The sequence below is a fragment of the Actinoplanes sp. NPDC023714 genome, from assembly GCF_040639855.1.
Classification (GTDB): domain Bacteria; phylum Actinomycetota; class Actinomycetes; order Mycobacteriales; family Micromonosporaceae; genus Actinoplanes.
Map to the genome: position 1 here is coordinate 189,770 of NZ_JBFAAR010000006.1, position 23,567 is coordinate 213,336.

Here is a 23,567-nt window from a genome sequence, read left to right on the forward strand (position 1 = left end):
ATTCCCCATGATCACATCTAGGGTGGACGGATGACGCGCGCGGTCTATCCCGGAACGTTCGACCCCTTCACCCCGGGGCACTTCGACGTCGCCGACCGGGCCCGGCGCCTGTTCGACCACCTCACCATCCTGGTGGCCGTCAACGGCGACAAGCGGCCGAGCCGATCGGCTGCCGAGCGGGCGGAGCGGATCGCGGGCTGGGAGAACGTCACGGTGGCGTCGTGGCACGGCCTGACCGTCGACTACTGCCGGCTCCACGACTGCGGGGTGATCGTCCGCGGTGTCCGGAACGCCACGGACTACCAGCGCGAATGCGAGCTCGCCACGATGAACGAGGCCCTCGGCGTGGCGACGCTGTTCCTGCCCGCGAGCCCGGAGCTGGTGGCGATGTCGTCCACCGCGGTGCGCGCTACCCCGCCACCTTCTGCGCCGGCGAGCCGTGCACCCGGATCTCGTGGATCGGGCGGTAACGGTCGTCCAGCAGCGTGATCAGGCTGAGCAGCAGGATGAAGAAGAGCGCCACCCCCGGATTCAGATCCCCGCCGGAGAACGGCAGCAGCCAGTCGGAGAGTGCCACGAGCGCCGCGTTCATGACGACCCGTACGGCGAACGCGACGGGTGCGCTCTCCACGCTGCGCGACGACCGCGCCGACCACAGGCTGATCGCGGCGTTCGCCACCACGAACAGCGACGTGATGACGAAGCGCTGGACGTTCGAGAACGTCGCGCTCGGCAGGATCTGCGCATAGATGATCCAGATCAGGCTGACCAGGGCCACCTTCTCCAGCGTGCCGATGGACCAGAGCCGGCCGTGCTCGGCGACCCACCGGTTCCGCGACGCCACCGTCGCGGCGTCGGCCGGCAGCGGATCGGCGGCGACGTGCCAGCGCCAGTCCGGTGCGGGCTGCCGCGGCCGGATCGCGAACCAGTAGACCAGGCCGGCCGCGACGACGGCGGCCGCGCAGGCCGGGCCGAACCACCAGACCTCCTCGACCGTGTCGGTGAAGTCCAGCTGGGCAACGTGGATCCACCACTCCTGCGGCAGCTTGACGAACACCCAGATGACCGCGGCCGTGGTGATCCAGCCCCGGAGGCTTATCCGGGCCGGGTTCCAGAAGAGCCGGTACGCCTCGTACGCGATGAAGAAGTATTCGAAGGTGTTGGGGAAGACCATGAGGAGCGCGCGGGACTCGGTGAGCTCGAACGCGACGACCCCGACCAGGCGATAGAAGTAGAGGAATTGCGCGACCTGCACGGCGGGCCGGCTCGTCCAGTTCCGCATCGTGGCGAGGTACGCGATGGCCAGGTAATAGACGTCCATCGCCTTGTCGTAGCCCTGATATCCGGGCGGATCGAAGCCGAACGCCTGGAAGACCGTCTGGTCGACGGCGTCGAGCACGAGCGCCGCGACGACGGCCGGCAGCGGATAGCGCGGAATGAGCAGGGGCACCAGGAAACGGGCGCCGACCACCGCGAGGAACACGAGGGTCGCGGTGGTCGTCATCGGCCCATCAGAGCAGCCCATCGACGCTCACGGATCATCCGCACGGTGTGAACCTGCCGGCTGTGCGAGGCGGCGATCGGCACGGACGCCGAGGCGCCGCGGATCAGGTTGCTGTCCTGACGGCGGGCGCGGACCGGTCCAGGGTCCGCGCCCGCCGTACAGAATCAGACGTTGATCTGAATGGGTGCCGTCCGCTGCACCGTGGTGGCGTCGCCCAGCTGTCCGTTGCTGTTGCCGCCCCAGCACCACAGGCTGTCATCGGCGCGGAATCCGCAGCTGTGATATCCGGTGCGGAAGTCGGCCGACCAGGTGGTGGCGCTGCCGACCTGGGCGGGCGCCGAGCGGTGGTTGGTCGTTCCGTCGCCGAGCTGCCCGGATGCGTTGTTACCCCAACACCAGAGAGATCCATCCGTACGTGTGGAGCACGCCGTGTTGAAGCTGGCGTCGACTGCGGCCCAGCCGGTGCCGGTGCCCACCCGGGCCGGCGCGGTCTGGTAGGTGGTACCCGCCCCGAGCTGCCCGTATCCGTTGTCGCCCCAGCACCAGAGGCTGCCGTCGGCCCGGACGCCGCAGTTGAACGCGTAGCCGGCCGTCACGCCGGTCCAGTCACTCGCGGTGCCGACCTGCGCCGGCGAAGTCGACGGAGTGAGACGGCCGAGGCCCAACTGTCCGTCACCGTTGTCGCCCCAGCACCACAGCGTGCCGGTGCCCCGCGTCCCACAACTGTGGGCGAAACCGGTCGTGACGCTGGTCCAGTCGCCGGCCGTGCCGACCCGCAGCGGGGTGGTCGCGGTGTAGACGGCCGACGGGTCGGCGCCGAGCTGCCCGAGCCGGTTGAAGCCCCAGCACCAGAGCGAGCCGTCGGTACGCGTCGCGCAGGTGTGCGCGTCGCCGGCGCTCACGCTCGCCCAGGTGGCGACGGTGCCGACCTGCGCCGGTGAAGTGCTGCGCGAGGTGGTGCCGATGCCGAGCTGGCCGCGGGTGTTGCTTCCCCAGCACCACAGGGTGCCGTCGGTGCGGATGCCGCAGGTGTAGCTGGTGCCGGCGTCGATGCTGCTCCAGGACGCCGTGCCGACCCGGACCGCTGTGGTGCTGCTGGTCGTGGTGCCGGTGCCGAGCTGGCCGCTGGCGTTGGTTCCCCAGCACCACAGCGAGGCGTCGGCGCGGACGGCGCAGGTGTGCCCGTAGCCGGTCGCGACGGTGGACGCGGCCGGAGGAGCGGCTGCTGCCGGGCTGCTCAGGCCCGCTATCGCGAGCGCGATCGCGGCTAGAAGGAGGGTTACCCGACTTTTCATGCAGATCCTCCGGACTGTGCTGGGAGCGCTCCCAGGTCGGTGTTACAAAGTTTTTACCATCGATGAACGCCATTGACCAGACGAAGTGAGACCCAGATCAACAGTCGTGGAAGCGTGCGGCGCAGTACGGTGAGCCTGTGCCGTTGAAAACTGACCTGACCAGCGCAGACCTCGATGAGCTCCGGCAGACCGCGCTCGGCGCCGCCGACCCGCTCGGCCTCGCCGCCGATCTGGCGAAGGCCGCGACCGACGGACGCCTCGCCGACCCGGACGACGCCGGCGCCGCGCTCACCCTCGCCGCCGAGATCGCCGAGAGCCGGACGAAGCTCGACGCCGCCCTGCGCTACGCCGACCAGGCCCTGGAATCCCTGGGCAAGCGCGACGACGCCGCCTCCGTCGCCGCTCGCGCCGTCCGGGGACGGATCCTGTTCCGTCTCGGTCGCGAGGAGGAAGCCCTCGCCGAGATCGAGCCGCTGCGCCCCGCCCTGCTCCAGCACAACGACGCCGCCGCGTCGGTGAGCGCCGCCCTCGCCGTCGGCGGCCGGCTGCGCGAGGCCGAGCAGTGGCTGTCCGAGGCCGTCCAGCAGGCCCTGACCGATCGTGGCAACGCCACCGAGCCCACCACCGTCGACGAGGCCGGCCTGCTGTTCTTCCTGCTCCAGCAGCGCCACCGCGTCCGCCACGCCCTCGGCCTGCAGCACGACGCGCACGACAACATGGCCGAGCGACTCGAGACGAGGCTCGCCAACGCCTCGGCCCGCGCCGCCGCCGAGCCGGTGGGCGACCTGCTGTTCTGGCCCCGGGCCGAATTCGATCAGCTGATCACGCAGTGGCCGGCCCTCACGTCGTCCTTCGGCGCCGACTGGGACGAGCACCGCGCCCGCCTCGAGCGCGAACTGGTGCGCCTCGCCGCGGCGGGCCGCACCGACCTCGCGCTGCTGCCGTCGACGGTCGCGGGCCTGACCGCGTTCGCCGGCGGCGATGGCGACCCGGCCGACCCCAAGACGCTGTCCGGCTACGCGAAGCGCCCCGGCGCGGCCACCGGCCAGATCGGCTGGCCGGTGGAGCGGAATGCGGCGTGCTGGTGCGGTTCCGGCAGCAAGTACAAGAAGTGCTGCCTGCCGCGGTCGCGCGGCTGAGGCCATTCGTCAGCAGGGCCTGAGGCTCGTGGCGACGACCTCCGTCGCCACGGCCCGGCCCAGGCCGAGCCCGGCCCGATTGCTGAACTCGAAGTGCTGCCCACCGTAGATCCGCGACCGTCCGGCCTCACCGGCCGCCGCCGAGAAGCTCGGATACGTCCGGGCCACTCCGCCCGGCGCCGAGTCCGTGGCGTGGGTGAACGCGATCCGGTCCCGGTGGAAGAACAGCGCGAGCACGGCCGAGCCGGCCCCGCTGTAGGAGCTGTGTCCCGACACGTACTCGGGTGTTCCGCCCACGCTCCCGGCCCGCGCCGACCAGGCCGGATCGGCGGTGGTGGCGGGATTGCCGTCGGTGCCGGCCTCGCGGATGGCGGTGGTGGGCCGCCAGTGCCGGTAGGCGTACTTGGTGCTCACGGTCGTGACCGTCGTGTCGGCGAGGGCCATGGTCAGCAGCGCGGTGAGCCGGGACTCGTCGGCCAGCGGCAGCCGGCGGTCCGCGGCCACCCCGAGAGCGATCCGCAACCATTCCCCGGGCGGCTGATCAGAACCGGCCGGCAGCGACCAGAACTGGTATGTGGCGAGGAGATCCGGAGCGGGTATCGCGGCATTCCCCAGGCCGGCGACCTCGGCGAACGCCGTCGCGTAGGCCGCACTGGCCAGGGCCGGCGGCGGGCCGGGGACGAAGGCCTGTGCGTCCCGCACGGCGAACGGCGTGACGTTCCGGTACTGCGTCCCGGACCAGGCCGCCCGGAACACCCCCGGCCCGCTCCCGGCCGGCTGCGACTCGACGGGCGTGGAACCGTCCTCGGCCCGCGCCGCGACGACCCGCTCGCCGACATCGGCGCCCCAGGCCGCGCCGGCCTCCCGGCCCCTGCCGAGTTGTTGCAGGTCGGCGGCGAGCTGAATGTCGTACGACCCGGCCCGCGCGGGATCGAGCCGGGTCAGCACCGCGTGGGCCGCCGCGGCGGCTGCCGCCTGCTGATCGGCGTGCCGCGGGCCGGTGGCCGGGATCAGCGCCGGTGTCCGCTGCCGCGTGATGCCGTTGACCGCGTCGAACACCGCCACGTTGACCATCGCATAGAGACGCGCGGCGTCCGCGTCGGTCGAGCGATTGATGCGTACGGCGTCGACGGCCAGCTCGTTCCACGTGCCGACGCTGCGGATGTCCGGCGCCGGCATGGTCGCCGGCGCCGTGGCGACGCCGGCGTTGAGCAGGGTGAGACTGGCGACCAGTAGCTTGATCACGGATTCGGCCCTTTCCTCGAGGGCGCGGTCGGGATGGCCGTGCTCGCATCACCATGCACCCGCCCTCATCCGGGAGCGGTCATCCGTCGTTGATCAGACTGCCTCGCCCGCGACATCCGGGCCGGCGCGGCGGCTGCTGATCAGCGTGTCCACGGACCACTGGCCGGCGCCGGACGCCGCGATCAGCAGGAACGACCAGGCGTACAGCGCGGGGGTGACGCCGCCGTTCTCGATCGGCATGAGGCCGTCGGGCTGGTGGACCACGAAGTAGGCGTACGCCATCGAGCCGGAGGCGAGGATCGCGGCCGGCCGGGTGAACAGGCCGATCATGACGAGCAGGCCGCACACGAGCTGAATGACGGCCGCGTACCAGCCCGGCCAAACGCCGGCCTGGAGCGGCTCACCGGTGCCGCGTGCGCCGCCGAGCAGCCCGAACAGGCTGGCGACGCCGTGGCAGGCGAAGAGCAGGCCGACGACGATCCGGAACAGCGGCCAGGTGATCGAGGCGAAGCGGGGGGAAGACAATAGACGCTCCTTTGCCGGAAACGGACTGATCTGGCAAACGACCCTAGGTCGCGAAGATGACGACGTACATAGATGTTCTTAAATCTTTTCTAAGAGGGGCCCCGGTTCCTGAAAGTTTCGGGGGCACACCTGTTTCTTATCGATCTTCATTTGGTACGCATCCGCGTGACCTGCGCAGGTAGAACCCCGGATTACCGTTATGTTTCCGAAACTCATTGACACGGTCGCGGGCCGGTCCAATACTCGTGGGCATCGATGGGGACCGCTCCCAGCGAGTTCTCGACCCCGGCGCAGGCTTCATCCCCAACGCTCGCCGGCGCCATCCGTCACGGCCGCCGGTGAACGTGCCTGCGCCGGGGTCCCTCACCTGACCCCTGCAGGAGGAGGCGTCTCATGTGGAAACGAGCCACTCTCGCGCTGATCGCCGCCGCGGGTCTGGTCGCCGCCGCGCCCACCGGTGCCGCCGCCGCACCGGTCGAGGACGAGGGCGCCGGCTGTCCCGCACCCGCGCTGCCCGCCCTCGAATCCCTGCCGTCCGTCGCGAAGCTGCCCGATCCCTTCAAACGGCTCGACGGCAGCCGGATCTCGTCGGCCGCCGACTGGCGCTGCCAGCGCAACGAGATCAAGAAGCTTTCGGAGAGATTCATCTACGGTACGAAACCCGCCCGCCCGACGTCCGTCACCGGCACGGTCTCCTCGACGTCGGTCACCGTGAACGTCAGCGAAGGCGGCCGGAGCAGCAGTTTCTCGGCCGGCGTGGAGCTGCCGGGCGGTACCGGCCCGTTCCCGGCCGTCGTGGTGCTCGGCGGATTCGGGGCCGACACCGCCACGATCAAGGCCGCCGGCGCCGCGGTCATCAAGTACGACCCGTACGCGGTCGGCCGCGAAGGCACCGGGCGGGCGAACAAGCAGGGCGCCTTCTACAGCCTCTACGGCTCGACCAGCAGCACCGGACTGCTGGTCGCCTGGGCGTGGGGCGTCAGCCGGATCATCGACGTGCTCGAGCAGTCCGGCGGCAATCTTCTGAAGGCGGACGCCACCGGAGTCACCGGGTGCTCCCGGTTCGGCAAGGGCGCGTTCGTCACCGGCGCTTTCGATCAGCGGATCGCGCTCACCATGCCGATCGAATCGGGAAGCGCCGGCGTACCCATCTTCCGCGGGATACCCGGGGAAGGAGCGCAGAGCCTGAGTAGCGCGTACGGGGAGCAACCGTGGCTGGGCGACGCGTTCGGGTCGTTCACCGGGAGCCCGGGGAGGCTCCCGGTGGACACCCACTCGGTGATCGCGATGATCGCGCCACGCGGACTGTTCGTGATGGACAACCCGCACATCGCGAACCTCGGCCCGCGCTCGGCGAGCGTCGCGGCGCTGGCCGGGGCCGAGGTCTACAAGGCCCTCGGCGCAGGCGACAACATCACGTACTGGTCGGACGTGACGGACGGCAGCCACTGCGCGAACCGGGCCGAGTGGCGGGAGCCGCTGCAGCGCACCATCCAGAAGTTCCTGACCAGGACCGGCAGCCATGCGGGCGCCATGCGCATCTCCGGCCGGGCGGCGGGCAACCTGGCGGAGTGGCGGGACTGGTCGACACCGGTCCTCGGCTCCTCGCCTTCCTCGCCGTCGCCCTCCTCCCCGTCGCCGTCACCCTCTTCCCCGTCTCCGTCACCCTCTTCTCCGGCGGGCACGTGCTCGACCACCTACACCCAGGGTCAGCAGTGGGCCGACCGCTTCAACCTGACCGTGACCGTGAGCGGGGCCGCCAACTGGGTCGTGACCGCCACCGCCACGTCACCCCAGCGGTTCCAGAACAGCTGGAACGCCGCGGTGACCCTGACCGGCAACAACACCGTCCTGACGGCGAGACCGAACGGCAGCGGCAACGCCTTCGGCTTCACCGTGATGCACGGCGGCAACTGGAGCTGGCCGGCGATCAGCTGCAGGGCCGTCTGAAGTGACCTCCGGGACGGCGGTCTTTCACGCGCCGCCGTCCCGGGGGTCGCGTGCTCTCATGCTCGCCAATCCCCGATGACCGGGTCGGCCGCCCCGACCGAAGCCACCGCACCGATGGTCGAGGGGCGGCGACCCGGTGACGCAGAACTCCGGCACACGCAGCTGAAACCGCTCGCCGGACACGGATTCCACCGCCGCGACGGCATGACGCTCGACGAGCGGGCGGTGAAGGACCTGCAGTCCCGCCTCGTGACGTGGCGGGAGCAGAACAGAGCGCCCTCCTGACCCGTCACCATCCGCGTCCTCCGCGCGGCCCGCGGCCCCTGGCCCTCTCCGCGCGGCCCGCGGCTCCTGGTCCTCTCCGCGCGGCTTACGGCTCCTGGTCCTCTCCGCGCGGCCCGCGGCCCGCGGCTCCTGGTCCGCCGGAGCCGTCCGCGGCGCGGACGAGCCGTCAGTCGAGGAACAGTGCCGCCAGCCTCGGCAGCCGGCGCCGCACCTCATCGTCGTCGTCGAAATCCCAGCCCGGGCCGAGGTCGGGATAGCGTCCCTCGGCCGGCGGCAGATCCGTCGAACCGGTCAGCTCCCGATAGGCGTCCACGACCACACCACACATGTCCTCGCATTCGAGGTCCTCCTCCTCCCGGATCACCGGTAGCCCGGAGAGACTGTCCGGATCACGCACCGCCCGCTCGTACACATCTCTGCCCTGCGCGATCAACCAGCCGCGGAAATACTCGAAACCGTCGTCGGAGCACCCGCCGTTGATCAGATAGGCCGCCTGCCACAGATCCCACCGGTAGGACGACGCCATCAGGTCGTGCAACGGCCGGCGGAGGGCGGCCACCTCGGCGGCGGGCATCGTGGTCAGCAGCGCCACGGTGTGGCGGGCGACGTCGTCAGGGTCGTCCGCGGACAGCCGGGCGCGCTCCACGATGTCCCAGAAAGTGTCCTCGAGCGGCATGGGCGGGACGCTATCCGCCGGGTATGACAGTTTCACCCGTGAGCCGGACCGGGCCGCGAATTGTCGGTGGGTCCCGCTAGTGTGACCCGCCTCCAGAGCAAGTCGGACACACGATCGACGGGGGACGACCCGATGAACAAGCGAATGATCCGCGGCGGAACGGCGTTGGCCCTGGCCGCGGCGCTGGCGTTGAGCGGCTGCGCCGATGCGGAGAAAGCCGGCAGCAGCCCGCCGGCCGAGGCGACACAGGCGCCGGCCGAGGCGGCGCAGAAGCCGGCCGACGCAACGGCCGCTCTGGTCGCCGCGGCGGCGAAGACGCAGCAGCAGTCCTATCGGAACAAAATCGACATGGGCGACGCCGGCACCGTCGAGGGCGTGATGGACCCGGCGGCGAAGACCGGCGAGTTCGTCATGCAGGCCGAGTCCGACGGTCAGCAGATCACGTCGGAGACCCGGATCGTCGACGGCGTCAACTACATGAAGGTGTCGATCCCGGGCGCGGACATCCCCGGCATGGACGGCAAGACCTGGCGCAGGATGAGCGGCGCCGGCGGTGCCGGGACGCTCGGCAGCTTCGACCCGGCCGACACCATTCAGAGCCTCGAGTCCGCGGCCGAGGTCAGCTGGGCCGGCGACGACGCGGTGAAGGGCAGCATCGACCTGACGAAGGCGGGCCGGCAGCTCGGCATGGGCGAGGGCGACGCGGCGAAACTGTCGACGTCGACGGTCCCGTTCGAGGCCGGCTTCGACAGCGAGGGCCGGCTCGTGAGGTACGCGCTGACCATCCCCGGCATCGCCTCCGAGCAGCCGGTCGAGATGACCATGACGTACTCCGACTTCGGCGTCCCGGTCGACGTGAAGGCTCCGACGGGCGCCGAGCTCGCGACCGAATAGCGGTGCCGGTCTACGCCGCTGCGTCCCCTGTTCGACCACGGCGGGACCATCGCCGACGCCGATCCGCTGATGCGGATCTATCCGGCGGTGACGCTGAGAGAGTTGGTGAGGCTTTTCGCGTACGCGGTGACGACGTCGACGGAGGTGACGATCGCCTGACGGCCGTCATGGGCGACGGCATCGCGCCGCCGCCCATGACCGGGGCGCACTACTTCAGCGGGATCTTGACGCCCGCCGACAGGAACGACTCGTGCAGCTCGATCTCGGTGAGCTCGGTGCCCTTCGGCACGTCGTAGACGAGCTTGCCGGTCACCTTGTTGCCCGGGTTGATCTGCTCGAGGAAGGTGCTCGCGCTGGTGTTGAGCGCGAGCTCCGCGGAGCCGTCGTTGGAGTACTGCGTGCCCTTGGCGTCGTACGCCTTCTGGCTGGACCCGTCGAAGGTCTGCGCCTCCTGGCCGACGTTCTTCACCGTCACGGAGACGATGCAGAAGCTGCCCTGCGCCTCGACCGCGAGCACCGACTCGCCGACGCCGGCCTTGCCGCACTCCAGCTTCGTGACGGTGAACTCGAGCGAGCCGTCGGCGGTGGCATTGTTCATCTCACCGGCGACCGCGTTCTTGCCGTTCACGTTGTCGTCGAGTTCGTCGACGGCGGCCTTGCCGACGCCGAGAATCGCGGTGAAGATGCCGACACAGCCGAGGATCATCACGAGCAGGATGCCGCCGACGATCCACGGCCACTTCTTCTTGCGCTTCGCGGGCGGCGCCGGGACGTATCCGGGCGGCGGGGCCTGCACGTATCCGGGCGGCGGCGTGCCGTAGGGGGCCGCGGGCGGCTGGTTCGGGTCGGCGGGCGTCTGCGGAGGGTATGTCACTGGTGCTCCCCGTGGACCGGGTACTGAGGATTGATCTGCGCCCGGGCCCCGGTCGACGATCCGGACGCCCGACCAGTCAACCGGCGTCTCCGTCCAAGATCACTACTCGAATCGGGTGGATGGACGGGCGGTCGGTCGATCAACGACGACGATCGACCGCCACAAGATCAACTTCACGGCCGAAACAAGATCAACTTTTGACCGATCTTGACGGCGTGTGACCTCCTCGTGACCCCGATCTGGACCGGATTCCCGAGGATCAACCCCTTCATGGGTACGGGTGGACCGGCCGCTCACCGTGCGGAATGGAGGGTGTGGTCGTTCCGCCGTGTCATCAGGGTCCCGGGTGGCCGTCCTCCCGGCCTTCGCGGACGCGCAACGGTCATCACGAGTGCCGGCCCGGGGGAGACGCGCCCGCAGCGTTGCGTTCGCTCATGGGCGGACCGCGGTCGCGCCCTGTGCCGGGTCGAGGGTGCCGTCGTCCCTGGGCCGGGTCGAGGGTGCGTTCGCTTGATGGGCCGGATCTATGGCGGAGCGCACGCTATCGGCGGAACAGGCGCCACCCGTTGCGGTACATCCGCCACGTCCACAGGGCGCCCACCGCGACGCCGACGAAGAGGGCCAGCGGCATCGCGGGGAGGCCGTCGGTTCGCGGACCCTTCAGGTAGGCCAGGCCGAATGCGGCGAGCCCGACCAGTGCTCCGATTCCCAGAGCCAGCAGCAGATTGCCCGATCCGGCCGGGCGGACCCGAGTCTCCGTCATGACAGTCGTCGATACCCGGTTCGGTGCGGTGCGCAACCATGCACCGATAGCGAAAGGCGCGCAGCGGCCTCGACCCGGCAGGCGCCCGCGTCGTGGCCGTCGACTGCCGTCGATGCGGTCGGGGACTCCGTCGCATCGTACGGAATCAATGTCCTGAAATGCCGGCGGCGATGAATGCCACGGTGACCACGAGGAGGCCGCCTGCCGCGGTGGTGACGGCGATCGGGCGCGCGAAACGGCGGATCGGCGGGGTGAAGCGCGCGGCGAGCGCGACGAGCAGTCCGATGGGGATGACGAACAGTTCGAGGATGCCGAGAAAGCCCGCGTAGGCGCCTTCGGAACCGGCGAGTGTGAATGCGATCCACGCCAGAATGAGCGCGTGGGGGAGGGCGGCGAGGAGAACGGCGGCGCGGTTCGGGGTCACGCGGGCGAGGATACAAAACGTCTGAGTTCAGCGGTCGCGCTGTATTTCGGCGAAGCGGCGGGGAGGCTGGAGGGTGACCCGCTGTAACCGGGAGAGGGAGCGGACATGCGTGCCATGCGGCTGCTGAAGTGGAAGTCGGATCCGGAGCTCGTCGAGATCGACATGCCTGAGCCGGGCCCTGGCCAGGTAGTCATCAAGATCGGTGGCGCCGGAGCGTGCCACTCGGACCTGCACCTGCTGCACGACTTCGACGAGAGCTCACCGCTGGCGTGGAGCCCGCCGTTCACGCTGGGCCACGAGAATGCCGGCTGGGTCCACGACGTCGGCCCGGATGTGACGGGGCTTTCGAAAGGGCAGGCGGTCGCCGTCTACGGACCCTGGGGATGCGGCACGTGCGACCGTTGCCGGCTCGGGATCGAGACGTATTGCGAGAATATCGCCGGCGCTCCGGTACCCGGCGGCGGTGGCGGCCTGGGCCTCGACGGCGGAATGGCGGAATACATGCTGATTCCGCACGCCCGCCAATTGTTGCCGCTGCCGGAGGGCCTGGATCCGGTGCAGGCCGCGCCCCTGACCGACGCCGGTTTGACGCCCTATCACGCGGTCCGGCGTTCGTGGCCGAAACTGCCGCCCGGCAGCACGGCGGTCGTCATCGGAGTCGGCGGTCTGGGACATGTCGGCGTGCAGATCCTCAAGGCCACCACAGCGACCCGCGTCATTGCGGTCGACAACCGCGACGAAGCACTGCGATTGGCCGAGGAATGCGGCGCCGACCAGATGGTGAGGTCGGGCCCCGACGCGGCGCAGGAGATCCGCCGTGCGACCCGAGGCCACGGCGCCGACGTCGTCCTCGATTTCGTGGGCGTCGATGCCACCCTGGCGCTCGGAGCGGCAACGACACGAAGCATGGGCGACCTGACGATAGTGGGAATCGGCGGCGGGACATTGCCGCTGTCATTCTTCTCGGTGCCCTATGAGGTGAGCATCCAGACGACCTATTGGGGTTCGAGGCCGGAGCTGGCGGAGGTGCTCGATCTGGGCGCCCGGGGCCTGGTGAAGCCGAAGATCAGCACGTTCTCCCTGGATGAGGGGCCGGAGGTCTACGAGCGGATGCACCAGGGGTCGCTGCAGGGACGGGCCGTCGTGGTCCCGTAGCCGCCTGGTCGGTGAGCGGGGGGAGTGCGAGCCGTCGGAATTTCCGGCAGGATGCGTTGTGATGCACCTGCAGTGTGCTCCAGACAAGGCCCGCTGTGTCCGGGCGCGACCATTTGCGAAAGCGATGTCTTCCCCATGCCGTCACGCGAAGACTTGAGCCGTATCCCTGCGTCGAGCCTCCAGCCGGGACCTCGGGGGCAGCGGATGCTTCCCGGCCCGGGACAGATATGTCTCAATGACCGCGGTGAAGCGCACGTGATTGGCTCGCTGGTCCGCGACGTAGATCTGCAACGCGTCCATGCCTGGCTCGCAAGTCGTGAGGATCTTGCTCAAACCATTGGCGATGCGCTCGAGGACACCATCTACTACGTGCTCGACTGTGCCCGGACCGGGCGATACGACCTGAGCGACCCGCGTGTTGACAGCGATGAGAAGCGGGTGATCGGAACAAAGCTTCAGTACCACGTGCTCCAGTACCTCAAGCTAGAAAAGAAACCGCATCCCGATACTGAGATTGATGGCGTGGGCGTCGAGCTGAAGGGCACGATAGGCAAAAACTGGACTATTCCGCGAGAGGGTCAATGCGGCATCACGCTTGCGATAAGGCTTGATGTGAGGCGAAACGAGCATGAGTCCTGGCTCATCCGCACGCATCGGGCTTGGCTGAACGACGGCGTCAATAACGACGGCAAGCGAGGCATCAGCAAGGCTGCCCGGTCTGCTTATGGGGTGCGGCTCTATCCCACAGCAGCGATGCGGAATAACCCCTTGAAGGATCTGACCCCAGAACAATCCGCGAAGGTCTTCGATGGGCGAGGTCAGCAACCCCGGCTGATTGACCTCTTCTGTGCGCTGCCGAAGACGGTGATCCCGAGGCCCGCGATCCTGACGGTCTGTGCCGGCCGGGATGACCCGATGAAGCGCGTACGTGATATCCGTCCCGAGATGCTGAACAAAGGCTACAAGCTGCTCTGCGGGAAATGGCCCAGTCACCGGTCGGCGGCAGCAAGGTTTGGCCTGGACCTTAGTGCTGCGGCGTGGGCCGCCATTCCCGCTGGTGAACTCGCGGGCGTAGACGCATAGCATGCTTCCTGACTACCTGGGCAGGGCCGCACCTTGCTACGGCCCTGCCCAGTCTGCTACTTCCGCCGCGCGATGTCCTGCAGCCGCTTCTTCTCGGTTTCCGGAATTCCTTTGTAGGCCCGGATGTGGTTGACGGCGATTGTCGGTATCACATCGAGATCCACATCGAAGCTGGTCAGTGTGTAGGAATCGCGCCCGTTCGCTTTCGCTGCCACCACGTCCAGTCCGATCTCGCGAAGTTCGCGGACCCGGCGCTCAGCGTGAACGGCATCGGCGGCGACGACACGCAAGTAGTCTGCTGAGACAGGTTCACCACGGTGTTCCGCGAGGATGCAGAAGAGCATGCGGTGGGTGTCGGAGCCGTACGGGACCTTGATGGCCCAGTCTGGCAACAAACCCGAGTAACGTTCGTCAAGGGCTTGCCCGACGGACTTTCGGATGGCGTCCCATGCCGCCCGGTGATCCGGAATGCTCGCCAGCATCAGCGACTGGAATGCCACAGCGGAGAGACGCTTGGCGCGAAGGTAGCCGTGCAAGAGGTCCTGGGTCGAGGACTCGTCATCCAGCAGGGCCAGAAGCTCTTCGTATGAGCGCTTGAGTTCCTTCTTCGCCGAGCGCCATTTCTCCAGTTGCTGGGCAGCTTCAAAGCTGGTCATCACTGATTCCTCCCCGTTCACAGGTCCGCAGCCGGCGGATACCTGAGGATGTGCACATCTTCACCGGCCGCCTCGATGGCGGCCACGTCACCAAGCCATTCCCGCAGGAATTGTGCGCCCTTGATGTCCTCCGAGTTGGCTCGCCTGAAGGAGACCTTGTTGCCAAGGCGGACCCGGCCCTGGCTGTTCTTGTGCTGGAGCGACTCCTGGAGCTCGAAGCCGGCCGCGAAACGGCGGATGTCCGAGACGAAGTCCAGGACGATGACTTTCTTCTTCCCGGGGGAGAGCCGGAGGCCCCTGCCGAGCTGCTGGACAAAGATGCGCCTGCTGTGGGTGACGCGCTGGAACACCACGATGTTGACGTCCGGTACGTCGACGCCTTCATTGAGCACGTCAACGGCGCAGAGCACACCGGTGCGGCCCTCGGCGAAGTCCCAGAGGATCTGTGCCCGCTCGACGGGTGTCAACCCGGTGCCATTCGAGCTGCGCGAAGCTATGACGCGTGCCGAGGTGAACGCCATCGCGTTGATTTTGCCGGCCATGCGTTCAGCGTGGTCGATCGTGCCGCAAAAGACGATGGCCTTGGGATTGGCCTGTTCCTGCCAGGTCTCAGCGAGCCGCTCGACGACCGCATCGTCCCATTCTTCGATGAACAGCCGGCGATTGATCGCCTTCGGCGTGAAGACCTGCCCGTCCAGGTTCTGTAGCCGGTCCCAGTTGATGTTGTCGGTGTACATGCGGTAATCGATGTTTGCGAGGTATCCCTCCCGCAGCCCGCGGACCATGTCGATGTCGACGACGGGGCGATCGAACCACTGATCCAGTGATGCGCCACCGGGCCGCCATGGTGTTGCGCTCAGCCCGAGAAGGAACGTGCCACCCTCACCTGCAGAGAGATCCCTGAGGACTTTGTCATAGTCACCACCCCCGATGTGATGGCATTCGTCGACAATAACGACCCCGAAGTCGTGCAGGACACCTCCGCCAGCGACGTAGCTGGCCACGCTGTCGATACAGGCGAAGACCAGGTCTGCGTACTGCAGAATGTCCTGATCTGGCTTCTCGTAGCCATTCCAGACCACCGTCGACTGGGAGGCTCTCAGCATGGGCCAGAAAGCCTTTTCGAGCTGGTAGACGAGCTCGTTGCGGTGGGCCAGAACCAGCGCCTTGGCGCCCGGCCGCAGGTTCGCGAGACGGCGGTAGAACTCTCCAGCGACGAAAGTTTTACCTAACCCGGTGGCCAGCACGACCAGGGCACTTCTGCGGCCTTCGACGAGTTCACTCATCGCACGTTCCACGGCGTCGCGCTGATACTGACGCAGCTCATACCGGTCGGGATACCGCTCCACCAGGGAGGCTTCCTCACCGAGGTCGGCTTGGCGCCTCAACTTTTGCTTATCCCAGAGCTGGAGAGGAACGCCCATGGCGGAAAGCTGCCGCTGCCGCTCGTAGACAGAAGATTCGAAGCCATTGGCAGAGACGATGACGGGGATGTCTGCGCCGTATCGATGAAGGGCTTGAAGCGTCTCCTCCACGACGGCGGACCCGACCCGCGTCTTCCATCGCTTCACCTGGAACAGCCAGCGGCGCCCCTTCTTCGTTGCCGTGACGTCGGCACCGCCGTCACCCGACATGCCAGCTAGCCGTACATGTTCGAAGTCGCGCGCCAGCAGCACGCGCATCACCATGCGTTCTAGCGCCTGCCATCCTGTTCCGCTGACGAGCAGATCCGTGACGATTCGCTGGGTCATCGCAGTTTGCCTGACAAATAGTCAAATGCCGCTTTCGCTCGGACCACTAGCAGCCGCTCGGGCGACTGGTACCTGAGGTAGGAAGCGCAGTCCTGCATGCAGCGAAGGTATTTATCCTTGATCTCCTGGCGGACGGCCTCCACCACAGCCGCTCCGAGATCATCGGTGGGCCATGCGTCCTCCCACACCCGCCCGTCGAACCAGAGGTGCGGGTAGCGGTCGTAGAACCGGACAAGGACTGGAAGGTCGGCGTACCGCAGGTAGTCACCCGACTTGAGGACGTCGTTGATCTTGCCGAGCTCGACACCGGACGACAACATGTTGTCCAGCAGCCGCCGCTGCTCATCCACCGTCAGCTCGGTGTAGAAGTCGCCGGCTTCCTCTAGGGAGCCGATGCGGTCAGCGATCAGCGAGAACAGGCGCTCGATGTCGCTGCGCACGCTGTCTGGTGCTTCGGTAACTCGCTCGGGCCAAGCTTTCTGCAGTACCTGCGCCATGAGGCTCGCGGTGCTGTGCCCCCGGGTGCCGGCAAGGTTGGCGTTCGATTCGTAGACGAAGTGCGCTACCTCTGCGGCGATGGCATCCTCGACGCGCATGCCAAGATCCGCGAAACCGGCGTGTGTCATGTCGACGTAGACGGTAAGGCTACGAGGCAGCTTGCGGACTACCAGTGGAATGGGGTCCGCGCCGTGGCTGGGGATGATGCTGCGCCGCACGGTCCGGACCGAGATGTCGAGTGGAGCACTTGGTCCTCCCCTGGCGAGGTTCAACTCCAGGCCCGTAACACTCAACCCTTCGTCGGCAGTGGAGTCGGCGTCCAGCGAGTCGGGGTCGGCCGGGTGAGCTGTGCCCCTGGGGTGGGAGCAGCGAGCGCAGGCGGCGTCGTCGCCCTCGTTCACCTTGGCGCAGAAAGTGCAGCTCCACGGCTCGACGATGGTGGGAACCTGCGACGCGCCGCATTCCGGGCACTGCACTGCCGAGATAGGCAGCTCGGCTTCGCAGTCGTCGCTGATGCAGGCCTTCGCGCGGAGTACGTAATCACAGCCTTCACACTGCTCCGCGCTGGCGGCGTTCTGGTAGCCGCACTCTGGGCATTCGGGCAGCTCTTCGATGGGCTTGTCACTAGCCGTCTCGACGAGTTTCCACCACTCGGCGTCATCGTAGAAGCCGGTCTCACGGGCCTGGAACTTCGCGAGGTACTCCTTCTCGACCTCCCGGGGGATTCGTTCAGCCTTCTGGCGGGAGGGGTTGTATCGGCCCATGTACATGTCGGACAGGCCGAAGTTGCGAACCTTCCGATAGCCCTGGAAGAGCCGGGACACCGGAGACTCATTCTTCTGACCGGCTGGCCATTTGCTTGGCAGCAGTGATTCACCGCGAAGGAAGGCCATCGCGTTGTGCCACTCGTCGCTGGTTCGCTGAAAGTCCTGCTTGGAGAAGTCCACCGGAACGTGATCCAGGTGGACTTCGCCGACGATCCGGCCGTACTGCTGGTCGACGGGATATTCCCGGTCGGGACGCTTGGTGTTCTCGTCGGTGTATTCGAAAAAGGCGTTCTTCTCGCTGACGCGGATGGCCCGGCCGTTGCGGATGAGGTCGATGCCGAAGTCGTTCTGATCGTCGTAGCGCTGGATTCCCACCCAGCCCCAGACACGCTCGGAGATTTCGCGGACGTCCGAGCCGCCACAGCGGGGGCAAGGGCCGGGACCGTCCATCAGCGTCCCGTCTCGCAGGCACCGTGATGAGGTGGCAAGTTCCTCGTTGAATTCAATCCGGGCCGGAATGCGGCCGTATCCGCTGCGCTCGACGAAGCGGGTCGCGTCCCATACGCAATGTTCGAAGGCATCGTCGGATTCGTTATTTACTGAGATCCGGGCCGGGGGCCCGTCTTCACCGCGGATCAGTGTTGCGTAGCGACGCGCCAGCTGACTCCGGACCAAGGCCTTGGGCATGGTGGCGAGCTTGCGGATGAAGGCGTTGTTGGGATCTCCTGCGGGCCACCAATCGCGGATCTCAACTATCGTGCCTCGTTCGAGGCCCATCGGTTTGGGAATCTGCCGCGCTGGTACTTCAAAGGTGCCCTGCTCGATGAGCTTCGGCAGGTTGACGACAACCTCGAGAGCGAAGTTGTCCTCCTGCCGTGCGGAGATCAGCTTGGTGACCCGGCCAAGCTTACCGGTGGCGATATTGAAGCCCATTCCGAAGAGACCAAGCGTGTCGAAGGCGTTCTTGGACGAGTATCCGGCGCGTAACGCGTCCGCGATCTGCTTCTCGGTGAGGCCGAGACCCGTGTCACGAACCCGTACGAGTCCCCCGTTTCGGTTCACCTCTGAGGCGCCCGGCAGATCGATGAAGACCTGGCGGAAAGGCACCTTGATGCCCTCAAGCTCGGCGGCTCGGAAGGAGTCGATCGCGTTGTCGATGAGCTCACACAACGCATCCAGCGGCGTGATGGGGGTTCGCGTCAGCGCGAGCAGGACGTTCGGGGTGGGCTGGATGTCGACCAGAGTGTGCTCACTCAAGTCCTTGCTCCTTCGGGGTCGTACTGGCGGGGGTCAGCGATGTCACGCGCTGGCGGGAACGCGATGAGCTTCGAGATGGCTGATGACCGTCTGGCTGGCGGCCCAGCCATCCGGGAACTTCACGGGGTCGTGAAGGTGGACCGGTTCGGCGGATGGGTGGGCGTCGAGCAGTTCGCGGATGCCGGCGCGTCCCACCACCACGCACGCCTGCCGGTGTCGCGACGTCAGCACGCACAGCCGCCCCGCCTCCAGGTGGAAGGCCGTCGCGTCCCGCCGTCCCGACAGCGGGTGCAGGATCACGGTCACGTCATACTCGCGGCCCTGCAACCGGTTCGCCGTGTCGACCGTGATCCCGGGGAGGCCGGTCAAGGCCGCCTGCAACGCCGCAACCTGGTCCCGGTGCGCCGCGCCCACCGCGACCCGCTCCTGCGTCACTGGTGAAGAAGACGATCCCGATCGGGCCACCGCGCCGCGCTCGATAAACCGCCGCGCGACGCCGGCTACGGCAGCGATGGCCTCGCCGTCGGTGCGCATGGTGTGCCGGGCCGGGAGTTCCAGGAACCCCCACCCGCTGGCAGCAGCCGTCTCGAGGACGGCGTCCACCGGCGACCGGCCGAAGGCCCGCGTGCTGAAAGTGAGCTCGCGATCGCCCGGACCCGTCCCTGTACGGAAACCCGTGAACGGGTAGAACGCGGGCGCGATCAGTGGGGCCGCCGAATGCGGCAGCCGCCAGGAGACCGGCAGCTGATGCTCCGGCAGCCCGGGGTTGTTGCGCAGCAGTCCTGCCACCGCCGACTGCATCGGATCCCACGTCAGGCCGCGCCAGCGGTCGTTCTCCACGACCGAGAACGGATCCAGCTGCCCCGGGTCACCGACGAACAGGGCCCGCTCGAAGAGCGCCGCGATTGCTAGCAGCGCATCCGACCGCATCTGGTAGGCCTCGTCGATGATGGCCCACTCCCACGAGCGGTCCTTCACATAGGCCCACTTCGCGGCGGTGGCGATAGTGATCGCGCACCCGGCGAGATTCGCGACCTTGTCATCGCAGGCGACGTTGGGCAGGCCGCCGATGCGGGGCGACGGTACGTAGCCGCCGGCACTTAGCCGCCCGATCAATGCGCCGGGCAGGCGGCGGGCCAGCGAAGCGGTCAGGTCGTCGACCTGCTCGTTCGTCTGGGCGACGATCATCAGACGCTCGCCGTCCTGGACCAGCTCGGAGGCGGCGCGGACGACCAGGGTCGACTTCCCGGCACCGGGCGGCGAGTTGACCACGACGCCACGATGCGCCCCGGAGCGGAAGTCACCAAGGATGCGGAGGGTCGCCTTTTCCGCCTCCGCGGCAGGATCGAAGGTCACTCCCACACCTCCCGGGCGTCGTCGTCGGAGGGCGTGTACGGCTGCGGCGGCCCGCCATGGGTCCACGGCGTGTCATCCACCGACGGCAACTCGGGGGAGCGGATACCGTCCGGGAAAATGCTGGTGTACGTCAGGTCGTCGCCGGCAATGGGCAAGCTCCCGGTTGCGGCGGTGGCGCCCCGGCCCATCCCGTTCTCGATCTGCAGGGTGACCAGCTCGCCGGAGATGTCGATGATCGTGGCGTCCTGAGAGGGGCGCGCGGGCGAGCGCACCGTAGTCTGCGCGACGAGCCGGACCGGATCGCTCGTGCGGACCACCACGAGCGGCCGCAGGACGCGGCGGCCCTTGGCGCTGACCACCCGCCGGTCCGGTTCGACACTGACGACCGTGCCGGTGAACGCCTCCCCGGTCACCCGGAAGTTCGCCATCACCATCGGGTCATCCAGGGCGCGCGTGGCGTCGTACTCTTGCTGCTCCCTCTCCAGACGCTGAAGCCGCCGCGCCGCCGCGACCGCGCCATCACGCCGCGCCTGCGGCAGCCCACCTCCGCCCACGTAGATGTGGTGGCCGGTGAATTCGGTCCGATCCGTCGCCCAGCGCGACTCCACCGTGTCGCCGGCCGGCAGCGCGCGCAGCAGGTCGTAGGCCTGCCACATGAGCCGCCAGGTCGGTTCGAGCTGGGTGCGCAGCTCCCGCTCCAGAACGGCGAGGGCGCGCTCGTGCTGACCCTCGTCGTAGCGGCGGATGGCCGGTGCGAGGACCGCGTTGTCGAAGGTGGGGTCGGTGCTCGGCCCGGAGGGCGGCCAGATCATCGGATCCTCGGCCTCCCGCGCGGCCTGGGCGGCGTCCGATCCGGCGGGCGGATCGATCCAGGCAAGCTGCGCGGCGAGGTTGGCGTCTTCCAGAGCACTCTGACCACTGGCCCAGTGCTGACTGAGCTCGCTGGTCATCGCCACCAGCGTGGAGCAGCCGGGGTGCTCGGCGCGCTCCGCGAACCAGGTGAGCCAGCGGCCGAGCAGCGGCACCTCGGGCGTGACGGCGTACTGGCCGGTCGTGCGGCGGAACCGGGTCGAGCGGCCGAAGAGCTTTACAAAACCCACGCCGGCGCCGTTCGGCACCAGCATCTGCGGCGCGTCGAGATAGCGCGTTCTGGCCTCTTTACCGTACGTTTCCACGCCGTGCCTGGGCCGATCCTCGACGTACCGCAGCACGTGTCCGGCGAGTTCCGCGGCGAACGCGAACCGCAGGTCCCGGTTGCGGGGCTGCGGCACGACGAGCAGCGACGGGCTGTCCCGGTCGGTGCCGATCATGGCGGCGAGCGGCGCGTTCGCCTCCCCGGCCATCGTGAGGGGAATGAAGACCAGCGGGTGGTCGCTCAGGTGCAGATGGCGGCGGCTGGCGATGGGGTACGCGCGGCCGTCGCCGGCCGCGAGGGCCCGGGCATAGGAGGAGATCGCGCTCATGCCGCCACCGATCGGTAGATCCGTGCGGTGGCCTGCAGCATGGCGGTGGCCTCCACCTCTTCGACGGAGGGGACCGTCTTGCCGTGCGCCAGATCGAGGGCGCGGGCGACATACTCGATGCCGCCGAGCTCCTCGCGGACGGTGGCGCCGAGTGCCGACGTGCACCCGCTGGCCTCACTGCGGCAGAAGTACGCCATCTCGCAACTGTTCAGGCAGGTCGGCTCGTACCGGGCCTCCATGCGCGACAGCGCGTCGACCAGCTCCTGCGGCGTGTGCGTGTCGAGTTCGAGGCTCAGATCCTCTGGGAGCTGGCCGACGAGCGTGTCGATGCGGGCCAGGCGGCTCAGCTGGTGGTCGAGTGTGATCAGCTGCTTGCGGACGTCGATCTTCACAGCGGTGGGCTGGTTCGAGAAGTCCTTCGGGCAGACCAGCACGACATCGTGCGACACCCGGTCGTCGCCGAGCAGCTTGCGCAGTGCGAGCACGTAGACCGCCGACTGCCGGGCCGCCGCCGCGACCTTGCCGCCGTCGGCCTGGTCGTCGATGATCGCGAACGACTTGATCTCTACGACGTGCATGACGCCGTCGTGGTGGAAGGCGACCAGGTCCGGCTCAAGGTAGACGTCGTTGCCGCCGACGTCGAGGCGCAGCAGCGGGTGGTCGAGGAAGGTCAGCGGCTCGTGTCCATTGACCGCGGCCTCGAGCGCCTGGCGGGCCCGGATGTGCCGCAACTCCTGGCTGTCGTTGCCGGCGACCTCGTTGAGGTCCTTGCTGCCGACCTCCTCGATCTCCAGGCCGAGCGTCTCCCGTAGCAGGCGCAGCAGCTCGGCGTACCCGTTGGCTTTCACCTGCGCCTCGAAGGCGTTGCCACGGGTAATCGCGAACTGCGACTGGCCGAACTTCGCCGGATGCCCGATCTTGCGGGCCAGGGCGTCCTTGTCGATTCCGGCGGCGTCGAGCACCGCGCGGCGGGCGCAGCCGGGATTGCCGGTGAGTGCGGCTACGGTGCGCGCGTTGTGCCGCTGCGCAGGTGCGGCACCGCGCAGCTTCCGCAGCCGGGCAGGGGTCTCGGGTTGCATCGTTCGTTCCTTCGCGGGAGAACGTCGTCGCGGGGGTCTGGTGGAGCGGGGTCTGGGAAGAGGGAATCAGCTACCGGTGGCAGCGATGCCACGCAATCGGGCGCCGAAGAGTTGCTGCGTGACGGTGAGCTGCGTGCTGGCGCGTTTCGCGGCCGCTTCGCGGTGCGACCGGTCGGCGTCGGCGTGAATGGCGAGTTCGGCCCGGGCGGCATCGGCGACCGATGCCGGGGTCATGGCGTCGGCGCTGGTCGCGGCGCCGGGAACGGTGGCGGCGAACCGCCACAGCAGCCGTCGTGCGTTCGGCCCGGTCTCGGCGAGCCGGTCTAGATGTTCCGCGAGCCGGATGGCGGCGGTGAGGAAGTCGACGCGCAGGCTGAGCGGCCCGATGATTCTCGTGGCCATGGGCCACGAGGAAACCGCGATCAGGCCGCGGGCCGGCGCCAGATGGTCGGCGGTCAAGGCCGCGCAGAGATAGTACGGGCGGGAGTGCGGTGCCGACTGGAACGATCGTTCCTCATCGCGCCGCAGGCTGGTGAGCTTCGTGGGTGTCAGCTCGCCGGTGGCGAATGCCTCGTGCACCGCGACCACCAGCTTCGGCGCGGCCGGGGCGCCAAGCAGGGTCAGCGCCTGGTGGACCTGTTCGCGGACCGGGAGAAGCGGCCCGGTCGCCGGCCGGGGCGCCGGAACAAGCGGAGCCTCCTCAAGCTCATCGTCGACGAGCGCGTCCCACTCGCGCTCGGCCTGGCGCAGCTGTTTGCGCAGGGCCGTCACGCGCTCGCGGTCGCCGGCGAGCAACGCCTGCCGCACCTCAGTGCGCAGAGCTTCGATCCGCCGATCGAGGGCCTCGACTTGTTCCATGGCTGTACCGTACAGTCTTCCAGCAAGTTCCAGCAATCCCCAGTCTTCCTAGCGGTAGTCACCCCCAGGG

Annotated in this window: 22 protein-coding genes; 7 read left to right on the forward strand and 15 right to left on the reverse strand. The window is 68.2% G+C overall.

Features of this window, described 5'->3' with window-relative positions:
* Positions 1–30 precede the first annotated feature (30 nt).
* Positions 31–489 (forward strand): pantetheine-phosphate adenylyltransferase, encoded by a 459-nt coding sequence (gene coaD / locus AB0G10_RS26505; protein ID WP_360927022.1) that lies wholly within the window; start codon positions 31–33, stop codon positions 487–489.
* Here coaD and AB0G10_RS26510 read toward each other — a convergent pair.
* Positions 410–1,504, reverse strand: a complete 1,095-nt coding sequence (locus AB0G10_RS26510) for a hypothetical protein (protein WP_360927025.1) — start codon at positions 1,502–1,504, stop codon at positions 410–412. The genes coaD and AB0G10_RS26510 overlap by 80 nt on opposite strands.
* Before the next feature lie 164 nt (positions 1,505–1,668).
* Complete coding sequence (locus AB0G10_RS26515; RefSeq protein ID WP_360927028.1) at positions 1,669–2,799, reverse strand: hypothetical protein; 1,131 nt, start codon at positions 2,797–2,799, stop codon at positions 1,669–1,671.
* A 137-nt stretch (positions 2,800–2,936) separates the two neighbouring features.
* Here AB0G10_RS26515 and AB0G10_RS26520 point away from each other — a divergent pair, with 137 nt between their 5' ends.
* Positions 2,937–3,938, forward strand: a complete 1,002-nt coding sequence (locus AB0G10_RS26520; RefSeq protein ID WP_360927031.1) for an SEC-C domain-containing protein — start codon at positions 2,937–2,939, stop codon at positions 3,936–3,938.
* Positions 3,939–3,947: 9 nt separating this feature from the next.
* Here the strand turns inward: AB0G10_RS26520 and AB0G10_RS26525 are convergent, their stop codons facing one another.
* The gene (locus AB0G10_RS26525) at positions 3,948–5,183 is read right to left on the reverse strand and encodes a vanadium-dependent haloperoxidase (RefSeq protein WP_360927034.1); all 1,236 of its coding nucleotides are present in this window, start codon (positions 5,181–5,183) and stop codon (positions 3,948–3,950) included.
* Positions 5,184–5,276: 93 nt separating this feature from the next.
* Positions 5,277–5,708 carry a DoxX family protein gene (locus AB0G10_RS26530; RefSeq protein ID WP_360927036.1) on the reverse strand — a complete coding sequence of 144 codons (432 nt, stop codon included), beginning with the start codon at positions 5,706–5,708 and terminating at the stop codon, positions 5,277–5,279.
* Positions 5,709–6,101: 393 nt separating this feature from the next.
* Between AB0G10_RS26530 and AB0G10_RS26535 the strand changes: the two genes are divergently transcribed.
* Together AB0G10_RS26535 and AB0G10_RS26540 are read left to right on the forward strand one after the other, a co-directional pair.
* The gene (locus AB0G10_RS26535) at positions 6,102–7,658 is read left to right on the forward strand and encodes a cellulose-binding protein (RefSeq protein WP_360927039.1); all 1,557 of its coding nucleotides are present in this window, start codon (positions 6,102–6,104) and stop codon (positions 7,656–7,658) included.
* A gap of 75 nt (positions 7,659–7,733) precedes the next feature.
* The gene (locus AB0G10_RS26540) at positions 7,734–7,943 is read left to right on the forward strand and encodes a hypothetical protein (RefSeq protein ID WP_360927042.1); all 210 of its coding nucleotides are present in this window, start codon (positions 7,734–7,736) and stop codon (positions 7,941–7,943) included.
* Positions 7,944–8,109: 166 nt separating this feature from the next.
* Here the strand turns inward: AB0G10_RS26540 and AB0G10_RS26545 are convergent, their stop codons facing one another.
* The gene (locus tag AB0G10_RS26545) at positions 8,110–8,619 is read right to left on the reverse strand and encodes a DUF4240 domain-containing protein (protein WP_360927044.1); all 510 of its coding nucleotides are present in this window, start codon (positions 8,617–8,619) and stop codon (positions 8,110–8,112) included.
* A 132-nt stretch (positions 8,620–8,751) separates the two neighbouring features.
* Here AB0G10_RS26545 and AB0G10_RS26550 point away from each other — a divergent pair, with 132 nt between their 5' ends.
* Positions 8,752–9,513, forward strand: coding sequence for a hypothetical protein (locus AB0G10_RS26550; protein ID WP_360927047.1), 762 nt, complete (start codon positions 8,752–8,754; stop codon positions 9,511–9,513).
* Positions 9,514–9,721: 208 nt separating this feature from the next.
* On the opposite strand, the gene AB0G10_RS26555 is transcribed toward AB0G10_RS26550, so the two are convergent.
* The 3 genes from AB0G10_RS26555 to AB0G10_RS26565 form a co-directional block, all read right to left on the reverse strand.
* Positions 9,722–10,387, reverse strand: a complete 666-nt coding sequence (locus tag AB0G10_RS26555; protein WP_360927050.1) for a DUF4352 domain-containing protein — start codon at positions 10,385–10,387, stop codon at positions 9,722–9,724.
* 541 nt (positions 10,388–10,928) lie between these two features.
* The gene (locus tag AB0G10_RS26560) at positions 10,929–11,150 is read right to left on the reverse strand and encodes a hypothetical protein (RefSeq protein WP_360927052.1); all 222 of its coding nucleotides are present in this window, start codon (positions 11,148–11,150) and stop codon (positions 10,929–10,931) included.
* 145 nt (positions 11,151–11,295) lie between these two features.
* Positions 11,296–11,574: a hypothetical protein gene (locus tag AB0G10_RS26565; RefSeq protein ID WP_360927055.1), complete on the reverse strand. Its 279-nt coding sequence runs from the start codon at positions 11,572–11,574 to the stop codon at positions 11,296–11,298.
* Positions 11,575–11,679: 105 nt separating this feature from the next.
* Between AB0G10_RS26565 and AB0G10_RS26570 the strand changes: the two genes are divergently transcribed.
* On the forward strand, positions 11,680–12,729 hold the full coding sequence (locus AB0G10_RS26570; RefSeq protein WP_360927058.1) for an NAD(P)-dependent alcohol dehydrogenase: 1,050 nt from the start codon (positions 11,680–11,682) through the stop codon (positions 12,727–12,729).
* Between the two features lie 255 nt (positions 12,730–12,984).
* A complete protein-coding gene (locus AB0G10_RS26575; protein ID WP_360927061.1) occupies positions 12,985–13,812 on the forward strand; it encodes a NaeI family type II restriction endonuclease in 828 nt (275 codons plus the stop codon).
* Positions 13,813–13,868: 56 nt separating this feature from the next.
* Here AB0G10_RS26575 and AB0G10_RS26580 read toward each other — a convergent pair whose 3' ends face one another.
* The 7 genes from AB0G10_RS26580 to AB0G10_RS26610 all read right to left on the reverse strand — a co-directional run bounded on the left by AB0G10_RS26580 (position 13,869) and on the right by AB0G10_RS26610 (position 23,533).
* Entirely contained in the window at positions 13,869–14,468 is a 600-nt protein-coding gene (locus AB0G10_RS26580; RefSeq protein WP_360927064.1) for a hypothetical protein, read from the reverse strand.
* A gap of 17 nt (positions 14,469–14,485) precedes the next feature.
* Positions 14,486–16,219, reverse strand: coding sequence for a DEAD/DEAH box helicase family protein (locus tag AB0G10_RS26585; protein WP_360927066.1), 1,734 nt, complete (start codon positions 16,217–16,219; stop codon positions 14,486–14,488).
* On the reverse strand, positions 16,216–18,741 hold the full coding sequence (locus AB0G10_RS26590; protein ID WP_360927069.1) for an ATP-binding protein: 2,526 nt from the start codon (positions 18,739–18,741) through the stop codon (positions 16,216–16,218). Before AB0G10_RS26590 ends, AB0G10_RS26585 begins: the two co-directional genes overlap by 4 nt.
* A gap of 42 nt (positions 18,742–18,783) precedes the next feature.
* Positions 18,784–20,097 (reverse strand): AAA domain-containing protein, encoded by a 1,314-nt coding sequence (locus AB0G10_RS26595; RefSeq protein ID WP_360927072.1) that lies wholly within the window; start codon positions 20,095–20,097, stop codon positions 18,784–18,786.
* Entirely contained in the window at positions 20,094–21,560 is a 1,467-nt protein-coding gene (locus AB0G10_RS26600; protein WP_360927075.1) for a hypothetical protein, read from the reverse strand. The genes AB0G10_RS26595 and AB0G10_RS26600 overlap by 4 nt, the downstream gene beginning before the upstream one ends.
* A complete protein-coding gene (locus AB0G10_RS26605; RefSeq protein WP_360927077.1) occupies positions 21,557–22,639 on the reverse strand; it encodes a hypothetical protein in 1,083 nt (360 codons plus the stop codon). Before AB0G10_RS26605 ends, AB0G10_RS26600 begins: the two co-directional genes overlap by 4 nt.
* Before the next feature lie 66 nt (positions 22,640–22,705).
* Positions 22,706–23,533, reverse strand: coding sequence for a hypothetical protein (locus AB0G10_RS26610; RefSeq protein WP_360927080.1), 828 nt, complete (start codon positions 23,531–23,533; stop codon positions 22,706–22,708).
* Between the last annotated feature and the right edge of the window lie 34 nt (positions 23,534–23,567).